The following is a 16894-nucleotide window of genomic DNA, read 5'->3' as shown; positions in this document are numbered from 1 at the left end:
AAGCCCGACGTCAGGAGGAACCCCATGCCGGAGTACGAGAAGGCCATGCGGCCCGAGGACATCACTCGCCTGTTCGTCGAGCGATCCAACGCCGGTGACGCGGCAGGGGTCGCGGCGCTGTACGAGGAGGATGCGGTGATGGCCTTCCCGCCCGGCGAGCTGACGGTGGGGCGGGAGGCGATCCGCGCGCTGTGGGAGAGGGTGCTGGCCGACCGTCCCCGCTTCGAGCCGGAACAACCGCTGCCGACGCTGAGCAGCGGTGACATCGCCCTCACCTCGACCCCGCCGAAGGACGGGGCCGGCGCCCGGGCGCAGGTCGTCCGGCGCCAGCCCGACGGCAGTTGGCTGCGTCTGCTCGACCAGCCCGAGTTCGTCCTGCCCAGCCGCTGATCTCGCAACGGCACAGGGTCAGCCGACCGGCTTGGCCTTGCCCCGCCCCACCTGCGTGCGCACCGCGCCCATACTGGCCACGATGACCAGGGAGATGGCCAGGGCCTCGGCGGCGGACAGGGTCTGGTCCAGGACGAGGAAGCCGGCGATCGCGGCAAGGGCCGGCTCCAGGCTCATCAGGATCGCGAAGGTGGCGGCGGGCAGCCTGCGCAGGGCGAGCAGTTCCAGGGTGTAGGGGAGGACGGACGACAGGATCGCGACGGCTCCGCCCAGGGCGAGGGCGGTCGGCTCCAGCAGTCGCGTACCGGACTCGACGACACCGAGCGGCAGGAAGGCGATCGCGGCGACACCCATGGCGAGGGCCAGCCCGTCGGCCTGCGGGAAGCGGCGTCCGGTGCGAGCGCTGAAGACGATGTACGTGGCCCACATCGCGCCCGCCCCCAGGGCGAAGGCGGCGCCCAGTGGGTCCAGACGGTCGAAACCGCCGCCACCGCCCAGCAGGAACACGCCCGCGAGGGCCAGGCCCGCCCAGAGGAGGTTGACCGCGCGCCGGGAGGTGAGCACGGAGAGCGCGAGCGGTCCGAGCACTTCGAGCGTGACGGCGGGGCCGAGCGGGATACGGGCGACGGCCTGGTAGAAGAGGCCGTTCATCGCGGCCATGGTCAGGCCGAAGACGACGACGGTTCCCCAGTCCGCGCGGGAGTGACCGTGCAGCCGGGGCCGGCAGACGAGGAGCAGGACGAGCGCGGCGACGGCCAGCCGCAGGGAGACCACCCCGAGGGCGCCCAGCCTGGGGATGAGACTGGCGGCGAGGGCGCCGCCGAACTGCACGGAGATCCCGCCGGCCAGCACCAGTCCGACGGGGCCGAACGCGGCCGGGACCCGGGAGCCCCGCCCCTCGGGTGCCCCCGGGGACGCCGGCACCGATGTCGATGCCGGTTCTGCCGGGGTCCCGGTCGACACGGGGGACGCTTCGGCCGAGGCGGCGGCGACCGGCGCGGACCGGTCGGTTGGGCGGCTGTTCACGGGACCTTCCCGGGGCTTGGGTTCAGGACTCGCTCAGCACACCGTCGGCCATCATTAACCGCTTAGTCCAGCATGCTGCACTCTCCAGTCCACAGTACTGAACCAATCCAGGGGTGTAAACCGCTTTTGCACCTGACTCTGTTTCACGTGCCTGACTCCCCCTTCGGGCGCGGCGTCGCTCAGGAGCTGATTCGAGCGCCTACGGAGTCAACGGCGTCCCCGCAGGGTTTCCGGGGCGTAGCCGTACTCCTGCGGAAACCGGGCCTGCGGATCCGGTGCGTAGACGTACCGGTCGGACGTGAGCGGCGGGAGCCGCAGCTCCGCCGTGTCCGTCACCGTCAGCGGATTGTTCTGGGAGCCGTGCAGACGCGCGTACACCCCGCCCCACGCCAGCAGTTCCTCATGGCGGTCCGTCTCGACGATGCGGCCCTGGTCGACGACGAGGATGCGGTCGGCGTCGGGGGCGAGATTGAGGTCCTGCGTGATCATGATGGTGGTGCGGCCCGCCATCAGTCGGCGCAGGGGTTCGACGATGCGGCGCGGCGATCATGTCCAGGCCGGTGGTCGGCTCGTCCAGGACGAGGACCGGGGCGTCGCGCAGCACGGCCCGGGCGATGGCCAGGCGCTGCAGCTGACCGCCGGACAACCGCGCGGAGCCTGGGTCGACCCGGGTGTCCGAAGAGCAGGATCGCGAAGGTCTCGGCGAGCGCGGCCGGCACGGTGCACGGCCAGAACCCGGAACCGACAAAAGGAGCTGTGAATACCTTGGGAATTCCTGGGTGTTGATTGTCCGTCAGGTGAGGAGACAGGGGAATCCCCAGGTCGGCGCTGGAGTCGGGGGTCTCGGAGCCAGGGCGACGCCTCAGGCCGGATACCTGAGCAACTCACTGACCGCCCGTCCGAAGAACCACCGCCCGGCCGCTCCCGTCACCCCGTCGAACAGTCGGGGGAGGCCCCGCACCCGGGCCTCCTCCCGCCACAGCACTCGAGACCCGCCCCGCCACCGCTCCACCTCGATCTCGGCCCAGCCAAGGACCACCGAGCCGCGCTTCTCCAGGCGGCAGGAACCAGGGGTGTCGTCCGTGGCGGGCTCCCAGTGGACGATCTCCATCGGGTCGTCGAAGGCGGCTCGGCCCACGCCCGTGCGGGCCACGACGAGCGTGCCCGGGCCGACCGGTTCCGGTGCCGGGGGGTCGACGGTGATCTTGGTCAAGGGGACGTACGCGCCGTGACGCGGCCAGTCGGTCACCCGCCGCCAGGCCTCGGGGGCGGTCAGTAGTGTCCGGCGTTCGATCTGGAAGAGGGCCACGGCGAGAGCGTAAGGCTTCGACCACCGGCTTCCGGGCTCTGCCATCCTGGCGATGTGCTGATCGACCCCACGCCCGTCACACCGGACGCGCCCGCCCCGATACGCGCCCCTCTCCTCACCCAGCAGTGGCTCGACCTGGCTTTCCTGCACTGGGCCGTCGAACCCGGCGCCGTGGCCGGGCTGCTGCCGGACGGGACCGTCCCCGACACCCACGAGGGGGTCACGTACGTGGGGCTCGTCGCCTTCCGGATGCACCGGGTCGGGTGGCTGCGGCTGCCCGGGGTGCCGTACCTCGGAACCTTCCCGGAGACCAATGTGCGTCTGTATTCCGTGGACGCGCACGGGCGGCGCGGGGTGGTCTTCCGGTCGATGGACGCCTCCCGGCTGATACCCGTGGTCATGGGCCGCGTCGGCTTCCGGCTGCCGTACGTGTGGTCCCGGATGAGCGTCCGCGCGGACGGCGACACCGTCACCTACACCAGCTCCCGCCGCCGGCCCGGACCGCGCGGCGCGTACAGCCGCATCACCGTCCGGCCCGGTGAACCCATCGCCGAGCCGACCCCGCTGGAGCACTTCCTCACCGCCCGCTGGGGCATGCACAACGCCTTCTTCGGCGGATCGTCACCACTGGCGTATCTGCCGAACGACCACCCGCGCTGGCCCCTGCACCGCGCCGAGTTGCTCGGCTGCGAGGAGAACCTCATAGCGGCGGCCGGACTCCCCGCGCCGAGCGAGCCGCCCACAAGCGTCCTCTACTCCCCCGGCGTACCGGTCCGCCTGGGCCGCCCGGCACGCCCGGCGGGAATCCCCACTCCCTGAGGCGGACACCCCCGGGCGGGTCGCGGGGGAGCACACGACCGGTCCCGGTCCGGTGGACCCGCCGACTACTTCGGCTCCTCCTCGGGCCCCGCACCCAGCGCCTCCGCCAACACCTCCGCCAGATGACGGCCCTGCCGTCCGGTCAGCTGCCGCAGTTGCGTACGGCACGAGAAGCCGTCCGCCAGAATCACCGCGTTCTCCGCCGCCCCGCGCACGGCCGGCAGCAACCGCTCCTCCGCGCAGGCCTTCGACACCTCGTAGTGGCCCTTCTCGAAGCCGAAGTTGCCCGCGAGACCGCAGCAGCCGCCGGCCAACTCGCCGTTCAGTCCGGCGCGTTCGCGCAGTCGGCGGTCGGGGGCGTCGCCGAGGACCGCGTGCTGGTGGCAGTGGGTCTGGCCCACGACCGGGCGGTCGACGGCCGGTGGGTCCCAGTGCGGGGCGTACCGCTCCAGGGCCTCCGCGAAGGTGACCACCGAGGCCGCGAGCCGTGCCGCGCGCGGGTCGTCGTGGAGCAGTTCCGGCAGGTCGGTGCGCAGGGCCGCGGCGCAGCTGGGCTCCAGGACCACGACCGGCTCGCCCAGCAACGGCTCCATCAGGTCGAGCGTGCGGCGCATGACCGCGCGGGCCCGGTCGAGCTGGCCCGTCGATACGTACGTCAGCCCGCAGCAGACCCTGCCGCGGCGCGCGGTGAAGACGTTGACGCCCCAACCGCCGTGCGGCTTGCGTTCGAAGCGGAACGTCGGTGGCAGTACCACCTGCAGGCCGACCGTCTCCAGCACCTGGACGGCGGCACGGCCCACCGAAGGCGAGAAGTACTCGGTGAAGGTGTCCGGCCACAGCGTCACGGTGGGCCCGTCACCGCCCGCCGGCCGGGCATCGGGCCGGCCCTCACGCACGGCGAGCGCCCAGCGGCGCAGCCGCTCGTACCACCACCGGCTGAACGGCTCGCTCGCGATCCGCGGGATCTCGCGCTCCGGCGCGATGCCGCCCAGCCGTCGCGCGACGCCCGCCGACCACCGCATGGAGGAGAAGGTGTTGACCAGGCGCGCGGTACGGGTGGCGGCCACCGCGCGCAGCCACACGGGCAGCCACCCCAGGGCGTAGTGCGCGGCCGGACGGCGGCGGCCCGCGTAGTGGTGGTGGAGGAACTCCGCCTTGTACGTGGCCATGTCGACGCCCACCGGGCAGTCGGAGCGGCAGCCCTTGCAGGACAGGCAGAGGTCGAGGGCGTCGCGGACCTCCGTCGAGCGCCAGCCGTCCGTCACGACCGTGCCCGCGAGCATTTCGTGCAGCAGCCGCGCCCGGCCCCGCGTGGAGTGTTCCTCCTCGCCCGTGGCCCGGAAGGACGGGCACATCACCGCGCCGGAGGACACCGATGTGGTGCGGCACTTGGCGACGCCCACACACCTGCGCACGGCCGCCGAGAAGTCCCCGCCGTCGTGCGGATACCCGAAGGCGACATCCACCGGTTCGCGCGGCAGGACGTCGAAGCGCAGGTTGTCGTCGAGCCGTGCGGGCCGTACCAGGGTCCCGGGGTTCAGCAGGTCGTCCGGGTCCCAGACGGCCTTGACCCCTTCGAAGAGGCGGACCAGTTCGGGTCCGTACATCCTCGGCAGCAGTTCCGCCCGCGCCTGCCCGTCGCCGTGCTCGCCCGACAGGGAGCCGCCGTGCGCCACGACCAGGTCCGCGAGTTCCTCGGAGAAACGGCGGAAGCGGCGCACCCCGTCCCCGGTGATCAGGTCGAAGTCGATACGGACGTGGATGCAGCCGTCGCCGAAGTGCCCGTACGGGGTGCCGCGCAGACCGTGCTGGGTGAGCAGTCCCCGGAAGTCCCGCAGATAGGCGCCGAGCCGGGCGGGCGGCACCGCGCAGTCCTCCCATCCGGGCCAGGCCTCCGTGCCGTCGGGCATCCGGGTCGCCGTCCCGCTCGCGTCCTCACGGATCCGCCACAGGGCGCGCTGTCCGACGGGATCGGTGATGACGACGGCGTCCACGACGTCGGCGGCCCGGACGATCCGCTCGGCCCGCTCGCGCGCCTCGTCCGTCGTGTCCCCGCCCGTCTCCACGAAGAGCCACGCCCTGCCCCGGGGCAGTCCGGCCGTGCCGGGCGGGACGAGGTCGGCCGCCATGCCCTCCACGGTGAGCGGCTGGTAGGTCAGCAGCCCGGCCGCCGCCTCGGCCGCCGCGCTCTCGTCGGGATGCCCCAGCACGGCGAGCGCCCGCGCCCGCGGTGCCTCGACCAGGCGTACGACCGCCTCGGTGAGCACGCCCAGGGTGCCCTCGGAACCGCAGAAGGCGCGCGCCACGTCGGCGCCCTTCTCGGGGAGCAGGGCGTCCAGTGCGTAACCGGAGATACGGCGGGGCAGCTCGGGGAAGCCGGTGCGCAGGAGTCCCAGTTCGCGGTCCGTGAGGTCGCGCAGGCCGTCGGGGGCGCCGGACCAGCCGGGACCCAGCTGCAGGGAGGCGCCCCGGGCGGTGACGACGGACAGCTCGGCGATGTTGTCGGCCGTCGTCCCCCAGGCCACCGAGTGCGAGCCGCAGGAGTTGTTGCCGATCATCCCGCCGAGCGTGCACCGGCTGTGGGTGGAGGGGTCGGGGCCGAAGCGCAGTCCGTGCGGTGCCGCCGCCTCCTGGAGGCGGTCCAGGACGAGTCCGGGCTGGACGACGGCCGTGCGGGCGTCGGGGTCCAGGGAGGTCAGTCGGTTCATGTGCCGGGTGAAGTCCAGTACCACCCCGGTGCCGGTCGCCTGCCCGGCGATCGACGTACCGCCGCCCCGCGGCACCACCGGCACACCGTTCGCCCGGCACACCTCGAGCACCGCGGCCACGTCGTCGGCGTCCCGGGGCGCGACCACGCCCAGCGGTACGCGCCGGTAGTTGGACGCGTCCATCGTGGTGAGGGCCCGCGCGGTGACGGAGAAGTCCACCTCGCCCCGGACGGCGGCCACCAGCGCCGCCCGCAGCGCCGCCGTGTCTGCGGCGTGGTTGGTGCCGGTGGTGCTTGGGATGCCTGAGGTTCGTTTGGTGTCTTTGGGGCTGGTGCCTGAAGTGCTTGAGGTGCCTGAGGTGCCTGAGGTGCCTGAGGTGTCCATGGAACCGATGGAGCCGGTGGGTTCAGAGGAGCCCTTCGCTCCCGCAGTGCCGTTGCCGCCCGTCGTACCCGTCATGGTCCCAGCATGCCCCTCCCCACGGATCCTGCTCGGGCACGCGAGGATCCACGGAGCCTGCCCAGAACGCGCTTACTCAGTCGTCCTTTGCGTCTGATCTCCAAATACGGAGTCAGATCCTTCCCAAACCGATCACGAACTCTCCTATAGTGACGGCCACTTGCAGTTCGAGTGTCGTCTCCCGTCCAGGTCGCAACCGAGGACACGATTCATGACCGCGCCCACCCTCGCTGGCGAACGGCCCACACTGCGTTCCTACGCACTCGCTCCCCTGCTCACCGCCCTGCTGACCGCGTCCGCCTCGGCCGGCGCCGTCGCCGCGGCGCCCCGGGACGCACGGGCGACGGTGGCGTGGGCCACCGGCGCGACCGCGTTGCTGCTGTGTCTCGCGGTCGCCGTCGCAGCCCGTGCCCTCATGGCGAAACAGCTGCTCGAACGGCGCCTTGACGCCGTGTCCCAGGACGCCGGGCGACTGGTACGGGAACGGGCGCGGCTCGCCGAGGAGTTCGCCCAGGAGCGCGACCGCCTGAGGTCCGAAGTCATCCGGGAGAACGGCCGGCTGACCTCGGAGCTGGCGCAGGAGCGGTCCCGGCTGACCGCCGAACTCGACGCGGAGCGCACCCGGCTCACCACCGAACTCGACGCCGAACGGACCCGGCTGACCGCCGAACTCGACGACGAGCGCGCCCGACTCGACGACGAGCGCGCCCGACTCGTCGAGGAGAACGCCCGACTGGCGCGGGACGCACGCCGGTTCTCCGGTGAGCGCGACGCCGCGATCGCCGCCACCGCCAACGCCGCGGGGCGACTGCAGGCGCTCGCCACCGGCACCCTCGCCGACCTGCGCGCGATGGAGGAGCGCCACTCCGACGAGGACGTGCTCGCCGACCTGCTGCACCTCGACCACCGCACCGCGCAGGCCGGACGGCTCGCCGACTCCGTCGCCGTACTGGCCGGCGCGCGCTCCGGTCGCCGCTGGGCCAGGCCGATCGTCATGGAGTCCATCCTGCGCGGCGCCATGGGCCGCATCGGCGGCTACCAGCGGGTGCGTCTGCACTCGGCCAGCGAGGCGGCCATCGCCGGGCACGCGGCCGAGGCCGTGATGCACGCGTTGGCCGAAGTCCTCGACAACGCCGCGAAGTTCTCCCCGCCGACCGCCGAAGTGCACGTCTACGTCGAGGAGGTGCCCGCCGGCGTCATCGTGTCCGTGGAGGACAGCGGACTCGTCATGGGCGAGGCGCAACTGCGCCGCGCCGAACGGGCGGTGAGCGGTGACGCGGGCGGGCTCAGCGGGCTCTCCGGTACCCGGCTGGGACTGGCGGTGGTCGGCCGGCTGGCGCGGAAGTACGGGCTCAAGGTGTCGTTCCGGCCGTCGGCGCGCGGTGGCACGGGCGTGCTGATACTGATCCCGCAGGACCTGCTGGCCCGCCCGGACGCACCCCGCCCGACGTCCCTCGCGGACACGTCCGCCGCTGCGTCCGTCTCGGTCCCCAACTCGGCCTCCACCACGACGCCCACCACGACATCCGCGACGCCCACGACATCCGCGACGCCCGCGACGCCCGACACAATGTCCGCCACGAAGTCCGGTCCTCGGACGGCGGCCGAGGCGTACGACGGCGACTCCGCCGAGCCCGTGTCCCTCCCGGCACGGTCCGAAGCGGGCAAGGGCACGGGGGACACGCAAGGCGTCGCGCAGACCGTACGGACCCGTCCCTACGTCATCGACCTGCCGCCGGGGACCGTCCACCCGGCCGACCAGCCCGCCCCCGAACCGATACCGGGCCACGAACCGATACCCAGCCACGAACCGACCGGCAGGGCATCGGCGACCGACGAGGCATCCGCGCCCGGCGAGGCACCCGCGACCGGCGAGGCATCCGGAGCCGCCACCGTCCGCGGGTCTGCCACCACCGAAAAGGCCACCGAAACGGCCACGGACAAGACCATCGACAAGGCCACCGACAGGGCCTTCGGCGAGGCCGCTCCTCCGCCGGGTCTGCCCAAGCGCCGCCGGGGCAGCACCCTCGCGGCGGCGGAACGCGCCCGGGCCCACGCGAAGCCCCCGGCCGCACCCAAGCCGCCGGAGCCCTGCGACGCCCATCTGCGCGCCTCCCGCTTCAGCACCTTCCGCCAGGCGGTACGAGGCTCCGCCGCGCCCGCCTCCCCCGCCGCCGCCAAGACCACGACACCCACGACAGCCACCACACCCACGACAGCCACCACACCCATCGCCCCCGCGCAAGAGAGCGTCGGCCCCGCGAGCAGGCTCCAGATCCGTGCCCTCGACCCGACCGACTCCGCGGCCACCGTGTACTCGACACGTCTGGCCGACGCCTTCGGCCCCACGGAGACGGGCGACACCCCCGTGCCCCTGCCGGCCACTCCTCCGCCGGCCACTGCCCGGCCGGCCACCCCGCTGTCCGGCACCTCCATCCCCGTCCACTCGGAAGGCGACTCCACCTCATGACCGGCACCCCGGCGACCGCCGACGAGAAGCTCACCTGGTTGCTGGAGAGCCTGCTGGAGCGCACCCCCGGGGCCCGGCACGCGCTCGTGCTGTCCCGGGACGGACTGAAGCTCTGCCGTACGCCGCAGCTCTCCGTGGACCAGGCCGACCAGCTGGCCGCGATCGCGGCCGGCATCCAGTCGCTGTCGCACGGCGCGTCCGTGGAGTTCGGCGACGGCACCGGTGGGGTGCGCTCCGCGATGGCCGAGTTCTACGGCGGGGTGCTGTTCATCGTCGAGGCCGGAGCGGGCGCGCACCTCGCGCTGATCGCCGCGGAGGACGCCGACGCAGGTCTCGTCGGGCACAACATGAGCGAACTCGTGGAGCAGCTGGGCGAGCACCTGGTCGCAGAGCCTCGGACCTCATGAGCCGTCCCGGCCGCGACGACGCGCCCGACCGGCTCTACACCCTCACCGGAGGGCGTACGAAAGCCGGTCCCGACGCCCCCTTCGACCTGGTGACGCTCGTCGTGGCCGAGTCCGGACCGGCACCCGGCATGCAGTCCGAGCACGCCACGATCCTGCGGCTGTGCGAAGCGCCCACCGCGGTCGTGGAGCTCGCCGCGGAGCTGCGGCTGCCGGTCGGCATCACCCGGGTCCTGCTCACCGATCTGCTGGCGGCGGGCCGGATCAGCGCCCGCCATCCGCGGACGGCCACCGCCCAGAGCCTTCTCGACCCCGACATGCTGGAGCAGGTGCTCGTTGGACTCCGTAACCTCTGACCCCGCCGCCTCCGAAAGCCCGGCCGAAAGCCCCGCTGCCCCCCAAGGCCCCGCTGCCTCCCATAGCCACGCCGCGGCCTCCGAAAGCCCCGCCACCTCCGAGGACCCCGCGGAAGACGTTGCCTCCGGTCCCCTTCGGACGCTGAGGACGGACGCCGACAACGGCCTGAAGATCGTGGTCGTCGGCGGCTTCGGTGTCGGCAAGACCACCCTGGTCCGCTCGGTGAGCGAGATACGTCCGCCGAACACCGAGGAGGCGATGGCCCAGGCCGGCGCGGTCGTCGACGACCTCACCGGGGTCACGGGCAAGTCCGCCACCACCGTCGCCTTCGACTTCGGCCGGATCTCGCTCGACGAGCACAACGCCCTCTACCTCTTCGGCGCACCCGGCCAGGAGCGCTTCTGGTTCCTGTGCGACCGGCTGTTCTCCGGCACGCTCGGCGCGGTCGTCCTCGTCGACACCCGCCGGATCGACGACTCCTGGTACGCCATCGACCGCCTGGAGCACCACGGCACCCCGTTCATCGTGGCCCGAAACGACTTCGGCGGCCCGGCGCACACCCCCGAGCAGATCCGCGATGCGCTCGACCTCGATCCGCGGGTCCCACTGATCGACTGCGACGCCCGCTCCCGCGCGTCGAGCAAGCAGGTGCTGATCACGCTGGTCGAGCACCTGAAGACCCTGTACGCCCCGAGACCACCGGAGCCGGCCCTGTGACCCCCGCACCCGCACCCGTGCCCCTGAGCGGGCCCCGGTTCCAGTCCGACCCCACCGAGCTGTACCGGGAGCTCAGGCGCGAGTCCGGCCCCGTGGCCCCCGTGCTGCTCGACGGCGGCATACCGGCGTGGCTGGTGCTCGGCTACCGGGAGCTGCACCAGGTCACCGGCGACCCGGTGCTGTTCAGCCGGGACTCGGACCTGTGGAACCAGTGGGACCGCGTCCCCGACGACTGGCCGCTGCTGCCGATGATCGGCCGCAAGCAGCCCTCCATCCTCTACACGGTCGGGGAGCGCCACCGGCAACGCGCCGCGATGGTCGGCGACGCGCTGGGGGCCGTCGACTCCGTCGAACTGCGCAGGTACGCGGAGAAGTTCGCGGACGAACTGATCGACGCGGTGTGCGTGAAGGGCGAGACGGACATCGTCGCGGACTACGCGATGCTGCTGCCGGTACGCGTCCTCGCGCACTTCTACGGCTTCCCCGACGAGAACGGTCCGGCGCTGGTCACCGCGCTCAACGACATGATCGACGGACGTGAGCGGGCCATCGCGGGCCAGACCCACCTGGTCACGTCCATGACCCGGCTGCTCGCGGACCGTGCGGCGAACCCGGCCGACGACGTGGTCTCCCGAATGGTCCAGGACCCCTCCGGTTTCACCGACGAGGAGATCATCCAGGACCTGATGGTGATGATGGCCGCGGGCCACCAGCCCACCGCCGACTGGATCGGCAACACGCTGCGGCTGATGCTCACCGACGACCGTTTCGCGGCCTCGCTCTTCGGCGGCCGGCACAGCGTCGCCGAGGCCATGAACGAGGTGCTGTGGGAGGACACGCCCACGCAGAACGTGGCCGGGCGCTGGGCTGCGCAGGACACCCGGCTCGGCGGCCGCGTCGTCAAGGCGGGCGATCTGCTGCTGCTCGGTCTGCAGGGCGCGAACTCCGACCCCCAGGTGCGCATCGACGGCTCCGCGCTGACCGGAGGCAACAACGCGCACTTCTCCTTCGGGCACGGCGAGCACCGCTGCCCGTTCCCGGCGCAGGAGATCGCCGAGGTCATCGCCCGTACGGGGATCGAGGTCGTGCTGGACCGGCTGCCCGACATCGACCTGGCGGTCCCGGCCGACACCCTCACCCGCCGCCCCTCCCCGTGGCTGCGGGGCCTGTCCGCGCTGCCCGTGCGCTTCACCCCCGTCCCGCCCGTGCTTTGACGCACTGACGCGTCGCACCGACGGACTGTGCCGCGTATGCGCACCGTGCGCACAGACGCATCGTGCGCACAGACGCATCGTGCCGCGCAGACGCGTCGTGTCGCGCTGACGCATCGTGCCGCACAGACGCATCGTGCCGCGCAGACGCATCGTGCCGCACAGAACACCGTGCGCACTGACTCACCGCGCCGCGCAGAAGCACCGTGTCGCACAGAAGCGCCGTGCCCTACCGCCGCGCCACCGCACCACAGCACCACCGCGCCATCGCACCGTGACGCCCGTTGACCCGGCCTTTGGAGGCAGCCCCGTATGACGACCCGTATCGCCCTGGACCCGTTCGTCTCCGACCTCGAGGGTGAGACCACGAAGCTACGGGAGGCGGGACCGCTCTCCGCGGTGGAGCTACCGGGCGGAGTCCCGGTGTGGGCGGTCACGCACCACGCCGAGGCCCGTGCGCTGCTCACCGGCCCACGGTCCGACGGCCGGGGCCTTCGACATCACCCGCGAGAGCAGGAACCGCCACATCTCCTTCGGGCACGGCCCGCATGTGTGCCCCGGCGCGGCGCTGTCCCGCCTGGAGGCGGCGGTGGCCCTTCCGGCCCTCTACGCCCGCTTCCCGTCCCTGGACCTGGCGGTCCCGGCCTCGGAGCTCCGCAACAAGCCGGTGGTCACGCAGAACGACCTGTTCGAGCTGCCGGTGCGCCTCGGCTAGGCGGGTTCGCTCGCCCCCGCCGCACGGCAGCGCGTCTCACCCGACGGACGACGTTTCCACGAGGTTTCGCAAAAGAGCTAGGCTCGGCCCGTGGCCGACATTGAGATCCCCGCTGACATCAAGCCCGCCGACGGACGCTTCGGCGCGGGCCCCTCCAAGGTGCGGACGCAGGCGCTGGACGCGCTGGCCGCCACCGGCAGTTCGCTGCTGGGGACGTCCCACCGCCAGGCCCCCGTCAAGAACCTCGTCGGCAAGGTCCGCGAGGGCGTGAGCACGCTCTTCTCCCTCCCCGACGGCTACGAGGTCATCCTCGGCAACGGCGGCTCCACCGCCTTCTGGGACATCGCGACCCACGGGCTCATCGAGAACAAGTCGCAGCACCTGTCGTTCGGAGAGTTCTCCTCCAAGTTCGCGAAGGCGTCGAAGCTCGCCCCCTGGCTCACCGAGCCCACCGTGATCTCCTCCGATCCGGGCACCCACCCGGAGCCGCAGGCGGAGGCGGGCGTGGACGTCTACGCCTTCACCCACAACGAGACCTCCACCGGTGTCGCGGCCCCGATCAAGCGGGTCGACGGCGCCGACGAAGGCGCGCTGGTCCTTGTGGACGCGACGAGCGGTGCCGGCGGCCTGCCGGTCGACATCAGCGAGACCGACGTCTACTACTTCGCCCCGCAGAAGTCCTTCGCCTCCGACGGCGGCCTGTGGATCGGCGTCTTCTCCCCGGCCGCGATCGAGCGCGCAGAACGCATCCACGCGAGCGGCCGGCACATCCCGGAGTTCTTCTCGCTGCCCACGGCGATCGACAACTCCCGCAAGAACCAGACGTACAACACCCCGGCCCTCGCCACCCTCTTCCTCCTCAACGAACAGTTGGAGTGGCTCAACGGCCAGGGCGGCCTGGACTGGTCGGTGCGGCGCACGGCGACCTCCTCGCGCACGTTGTACGGCTGGGCGGAGGAGTCGAAGCACGCCACCCCGTTCGTCGCCGACCCCGCCAAGCGTTCCCAGGTCATCGGCACGATCGACTTCTCGGAGGAGATCGACGCCGCCGCCGTCGCCAAGGCCCTGCGCGCCAACGGCATCGTGGACACGGAGCCGTACCGCAAGCTCGGCCGCAACCAGCTCCGGGTCGCGATGTTCCCGGCGGTCGAACCGTCGGACGTCGAGGCGCTGACGAACTGCATCGACTACGTGATCGAGAAGCTGTAACGGCGGGCAGTCCGCAGGACGGCGATTCGGAAGACAACGATTCGCAGGTCGGCGATTCGCAGGACTGTCGGGACTCCCGCGAGTTCCCGCTGTTCGGCCTGTTCGGCGCATCTTCTTCTGACCTGCGGCTCGCCACAGCGAGGGCCGTCATCCCGTACCCGGGGTGGCGGCCCTCGCCGCGTCCGCCTGCTGCGGGCGCCCCTGCGGCTGCCACAGCGGCCCCCCGATCCACCACTTCCTGCGCAAGGCCGAGTTCGTGTGGTCCTGCGTGGCCACCGTGGGACGGACGTCAGCGATCGAAAGATCTGCTTCAGCCAGGCAACCCGACCCACCGCTGACGCGTATAGACGTCGACCGATTCGACTTCTGCGGTGAGGACCAGCAACTTCGCGATGACCCGCTTCCTCAGGTGCCCCGGAGCGAGAGCGATGTCTGCACTGACTGACTCTCAACAGGTAGGCATGCGACGCGAGTTGTCAGGACTGGTCGCTCTGCTTCTGCGCTTCTGCGCTTCTGGAAGGTGAACAAGTGGCAATACTTGATATGAAGAAAGCTGGGGAGGACAGCGCGTCGGCGTCGGCCTCGCCTCGCGCTCTGGAGCGTTTCGCGCGCCGCGGATGGGCAGCGGGCCTCACTCTGGCTATGTCGTTGGGGTTCGCGGCCATCAGTGCGAGCCCGGCGGCCGCATACGTCGGACCCAACCTTCTGCGAAACTGGGAGACGGGGCTCTGCCTGGACAGTGGCCCCGGCGACGAGGGCGGCAGAGGCCAGGTCTACACGAATCCTTGCGACTCACGAAACGACTACCAGACCTGGAACATCCTTTACCAGGGCCGCGACGGCAATGACATTGTCATGATTCAAGACAAGGCGACCGGACTTTGTCTGAGCCGGCAGCTGGACGTTTCCACCCTCCCCTGCAACGGCGGGGACAATGACCAGCGGTGGCTGGCGGTCGGAACGAGCTGGGACAAAGTCCAGCTCAGGCCCTATGGAAGCGGTGCGTGCCTGGACAGCAACCGCAATCGAGAGGTCTACACACTGGGCTGCAACGGCGGCGGGAACCAGCTTTGGAAGTTGGGATTCTGAACCCGACTCCCCCAGAGTGCAGGGCTGATCCACAGCCCGAGTGATCATGCGAGTGCGCAGGTCGCATCTGGTTCGATGAGCCACCGTCGGGAAGGCTGCCACGAACGCAGCGAAGCTGCGGTCGACCGGGGTGCCCCCGCTGAACGACGCCCTGGGGCGCCCGGCACTCGCCGGGCGCCCTTGGTCGTCTGCTCCGGCCCTACCGGCTGAGCCGCTGGAACCGCCGCACCGCGAGCGGAACGAAGACCGCCGTCAGCACCACCGGCCACACCCCGGCCATCAGCAGTGCGTGCTGCTCGACCCAGGAGTCGCCGCTGCCCACCGGGCTGCCGAAGAGTTCGCGGGTGGCCGCGGCCGTGGACGAGACCGGGTTCCAGGCCGCCACGACACCCAGCCAGTCCGGCATCAGCTGGGGTGCCACGTAGATGCTGGAGATCATGGTCAGCGGGAAGGCGACCGCGAACAGTCCGCCCGCCGCCTCCGGGTTGGGGACCAGCAGTCCCAGCCACACCCCGAGCCAGATCAGCGCGAACCGCAGCCACAGCAGCAGGGCGAAGGCGCCGAGGAAGCCCAGGCCGCCGTCGGGCCGCCAGCCCATGGCGAACGCGGTGAGCATCAGGATCGTCAACTCCGCGCAGGCCACGATGAGATCGGTGACACCGCGTCCGGCGACGACCGCGGACGCGGCCATCGGCATGGAGCGGAAGCGGTCGATGACGCCCTTGGTGGAGTCGTACACCACAACCGTCGCCGTGTTGATGAATCCGAAGGCCATGGTCATCACGAACATGCCCGGCATCAGGAAGTCCCGGTAGTCCCCGCCGCCGGGCACCTTCATGGCGCTGCCGAACACATAGCCGTAGAGAAGGACGGACAGGATCGGGAAGCCCAACTGCCAGGCGATGTTGACCGGTTGGCGCTGGTAGTGGGTGAGGCCACGCCGTACGACGTTCCAGCAGTCGGCGAGCGCCCAGTAGACGCGTCCGTGGGACCGCTGTCCGGTCAGCTCCCATGTCTCGCTGCTCATGCCGCGGCCTCCTCCTTCTGTGTCGTAGGGCTCTCGGTGCGGTGGCCCGTCAGGTGCAGGAACACGTCGTCGAGGCTGGGCCTGCGCAGTCCGATGTCCTCGACGGGCACGCCCTCGTCCTGCAGGGTCCGTGCGACCTCCGTCAGGGCGGCCACACGATCCGTGACGGGGGCGTGCACCCGCAAGTCCCCCTCGTCCGCCTCCGGTTCGGCGTCAGTGACCCGGGCGACCACCTTTGCCACGCGGGAGATGTCGGCGCGTTCGGCGACCACGACCTCGATCCGGTCCCCGCCCACCGTGTTCTTCAGTCCGTCCGGGGTGTCGTCCGCGATGGCCCGGCCCTGGTCGATCACGGTGATGCGCGAGGCCAGCTTGTCGGCCTCCTCCAGGTACTGCGTGGTCAGCAGGACGGTCGTCCCGCCCGCCACCAGCGCCCGTACGGACTCCCACACCTCGCCCCGGCTGCGGGGGTCCAGGCCGGTCGTCGGCTCGTCCAGGAACAGCACCGCCGGGGCGAGGATCATCGACGCGGCCAGGTCGAGCCTGCGCCGCATGCCCCCGCTGTACTTGCCCACTCCGTTGTCCGCGGCGTCCGTCAGGTCGAACTGCTCCAGCAGTTCCTCCGCGCGCCGCTTGGCCCGGCGTCCGCCGAGGTGGAAGAGACGGCCGAACATCTCCAGGTTCTGCCGGCCGGTCAGCACCTCGTCCACCGCCGCGTACTGTCCGGTCAGCCCGATCCGGCCGCGCACGTCGCGCGGCCGCCGTGCCACGTCCAGGCCCGCCACCATGGCCCGGCCACCGTCCAGCCGGATCAGGGTGGACAGGATGCGCACGGCCGTCGTCTTGCCCGCGCCGTTCGGACCGAGCAGTCCGTGCACCGTGCCCTCCCTGACCCCGAGTTCGAAGCCGGCCAGCGCGCGCTTCTCCCCGTACCTCTTCTCCAGGCCCTCGGCCCACACCGCATAGCCGTCCACAACAGCCCCT

At 71.6% G+C, this 16894-nt stretch carries 14 protein-coding genes and 2 pseudogenes; 10 read left to right on the top strand and 6 right to left on the bottom strand.

Annotated elements, in window-relative coordinates; all coding sequences use genetic code 11:
• Positions 1 to 24: 24 nt before the first annotated feature.
• Positions 25 to 390 (top strand): YybH family protein, encoded by a 366-nt coding sequence (locus tag EF387_RS03825; protein WP_128375038.1) that lies wholly within the window; start codon positions 25 to 27, stop codon positions 388 to 390.
• Positions 391 to 408: 18 nt separating this feature from the next.
• Here EF387_RS03825 and EF387_RS03820 read toward each other — a convergent pair whose 3' ends face one another.
• From EF387_RS03820 to EF387_RS03810, 3 genes and pseudogenes are all read right to left on the bottom strand, one after another.
• On the bottom strand, positions 409 to 1353 hold the full coding sequence (locus EF387_RS03820) for an EamA family transporter (protein ID WP_128375243.1): 945 nt from the start codon (positions 1351 to 1353) through the stop codon (positions 409 to 411).
• Between the two features lie 270 nt (positions 1354 to 1623).
• Positions 1624 to 2092, bottom strand: a pseudogene (locus EF387_RS03815) (ATP-binding cassette domain-containing protein); the annotation flags it as partial.
• A 186-nt stretch (positions 2093 to 2278) separates the two neighbouring features.
• Complete coding sequence (locus EF387_RS03810; protein WP_128375037.1) at positions 2279 to 2725, bottom strand: SRPBCC family protein; 447 nt, start codon at positions 2723 to 2725, stop codon at positions 2279 to 2281.
• A gap of 57 nt (positions 2726 to 2782) precedes the next feature.
• Between EF387_RS03810 and EF387_RS03805 the strand changes: the two genes are divergently transcribed.
• On the top strand, positions 2783 to 3544 hold the full coding sequence (locus EF387_RS03805) for a YqjF family protein (RefSeq protein WP_128375242.1): 762 nt from the start codon (positions 2783 to 2785) through the stop codon (positions 3542 to 3544).
• 65 nt (positions 3545 to 3609) lie between these two features.
• Here the strand turns inward: EF387_RS03805 and EF387_RS03800 are convergent, their stop codons facing one another.
• Positions 3610 to 6435 (bottom strand): FAD-binding and (Fe-S)-binding domain-containing protein, encoded by a 2826-nt coding sequence (locus tag EF387_RS03800; protein ID WP_238431334.1) that lies wholly within the window; start codon positions 6433 to 6435, stop codon positions 3610 to 3612.
• Positions 6436 to 6922: 487 nt separating this feature from the next.
• On the opposite strand from EF387_RS03800, the gene EF387_RS03795 reads away from it, so the two are divergent.
• From EF387_RS03795 to EF387_RS03760, 8 genes and pseudogenes are all read left to right on the top strand, one after another.
• Entirely contained in the window at positions 6923 to 9181 is a 2259-nt protein-coding gene (locus EF387_RS03795) for a sensor histidine kinase (RefSeq protein WP_128375036.1), read from the top strand.
• Positions 9178 to 9588, top strand: coding sequence for a roadblock/LC7 domain-containing protein (locus tag EF387_RS03790; protein ID WP_128375035.1), 411 nt, complete (start codon positions 9178 to 9180; stop codon positions 9586 to 9588). The genes EF387_RS03795 and EF387_RS03790 overlap by 4 nt, the downstream gene beginning before the upstream one ends.
• Positions 9585 to 9941 (top strand): DUF742 domain-containing protein, encoded by a 357-nt coding sequence (locus EF387_RS03785; RefSeq protein WP_128375034.1) that lies wholly within the window; start codon positions 9585 to 9587, stop codon positions 9939 to 9941. The genes EF387_RS03790 and EF387_RS03785 overlap by 4 nt, the downstream gene beginning before the upstream one ends.
• A gap of 142 nt (positions 9942 to 10083) precedes the next feature.
• Complete coding sequence (locus EF387_RS03780) at positions 10084 to 10659, top strand: GTP-binding protein (protein ID WP_128375240.1); 576 nt, start codon at positions 10084 to 10086, stop codon at positions 10657 to 10659.
• Positions 10656 to 11873, top strand: coding sequence for a cytochrome P450 (locus tag EF387_RS03775; RefSeq protein WP_128375033.1), 1218 nt, complete (start codon positions 10656 to 10658; stop codon positions 11871 to 11873). Before EF387_RS03780 ends, EF387_RS03775 begins: the two co-directional genes overlap by 4 nt.
• A 454-nt stretch (positions 11874 to 12327) precedes the next feature.
• Positions 12328 to 12585, top strand: a pseudogene (locus tag EF387_RS03770) (cytochrome P450); the annotation flags it as partial.
• Positions 12586 to 12675: 90 nt separating this feature from the next.
• A complete protein-coding gene (serC, locus tag EF387_RS03765) occupies positions 12676 to 13794 on the top strand; it encodes a phosphoserine transaminase (protein WP_128375032.1) in 1119 nt (372 codons plus the stop codon).
• Positions 13795 to 14322: 528 nt separating this feature from the next.
• Positions 14323 to 14883, top strand: coding sequence for an RICIN domain-containing protein (locus tag EF387_RS03760; protein WP_128375031.1), 561 nt, complete (start codon positions 14323 to 14325; stop codon positions 14881 to 14883).
• 199 nt (positions 14884 to 15082) lie between these two features.
• On the opposite strand, the gene EF387_RS03755 is transcribed toward EF387_RS03760, so the two are convergent.
• Positions 15083 to 15910 carry an ABC transporter permease gene (locus tag EF387_RS03755; protein ID WP_128375030.1) on the bottom strand — a complete coding sequence of 276 codons (828 nt, stop codon included), beginning with the start codon at positions 15908 to 15910 and terminating at the stop codon, positions 15083 to 15085.
• A complete protein-coding gene (locus tag EF387_RS03750; RefSeq protein WP_128375029.1) occupies positions 15907 to 16884 on the bottom strand; it encodes an ATP-binding cassette domain-containing protein in 978 nt (325 codons plus the stop codon). Before EF387_RS03750 ends, EF387_RS03755 begins: the two co-directional genes overlap by 4 nt.
• Between the last annotated feature and the right edge of the window lie 10 nt (positions 16885 to 16894).

Origin of the sequence: Streptomyces cavernae, assembly GCF_004023625.1 — a bacterium.
Lineage (GTDB): Bacteria > Actinomycetota > Actinomycetes > Streptomycetales > Streptomycetaceae > Streptomyces > Streptomyces cavernae.
Note: the sequence above shows the minus strand (reverse complement) of the source record. Positions and strands in the feature narration are given on the sequence as shown.

Excerpts from the sequence above, each read along its gene's own strand:
- EF387_RS03755 (WP_128375030.1), bottom strand. The coding sequence starts at position 15,910 with ATGAGCAGCGAGACATGGGAGCTGACCGGACAGCGGTCCCACGGACGC.
- EF387_RS03795 (WP_128375036.1), top strand. The coding sequence starts at position 6,923 with ATGACCGCGCCCACCCTCGCTGGCGAACGGCCCACACTGCGTTCCTAC.
- EF387_RS03800 (WP_238431334.1), bottom strand. The coding sequence starts at position 6,435 with ATGGACGCGTCCAACTACCGGCGCGTACCGCTGGGCGTGGTCGCGCCC.
- EF387_RS03825 (WP_128375038.1), top strand. The coding sequence starts at position 25 with ATGCCGGAGTACGAGAAGGCCATGCGGCCCGAGGACATCACTCGCCTG.
- EF387_RS03790 (WP_128375035.1), top strand. The coding sequence starts at position 9,178 with ATGACCGGCACCCCGGCGACCGCCGACGAGAAGCTCACCTGGTTGCTG.
- EF387_RS03785 (WP_128375034.1), top strand. The coding sequence starts at position 9,585 with ATGAGCCGTCCCGGCCGCGACGACGCGCCCGACCGGCTCTACACCCTC.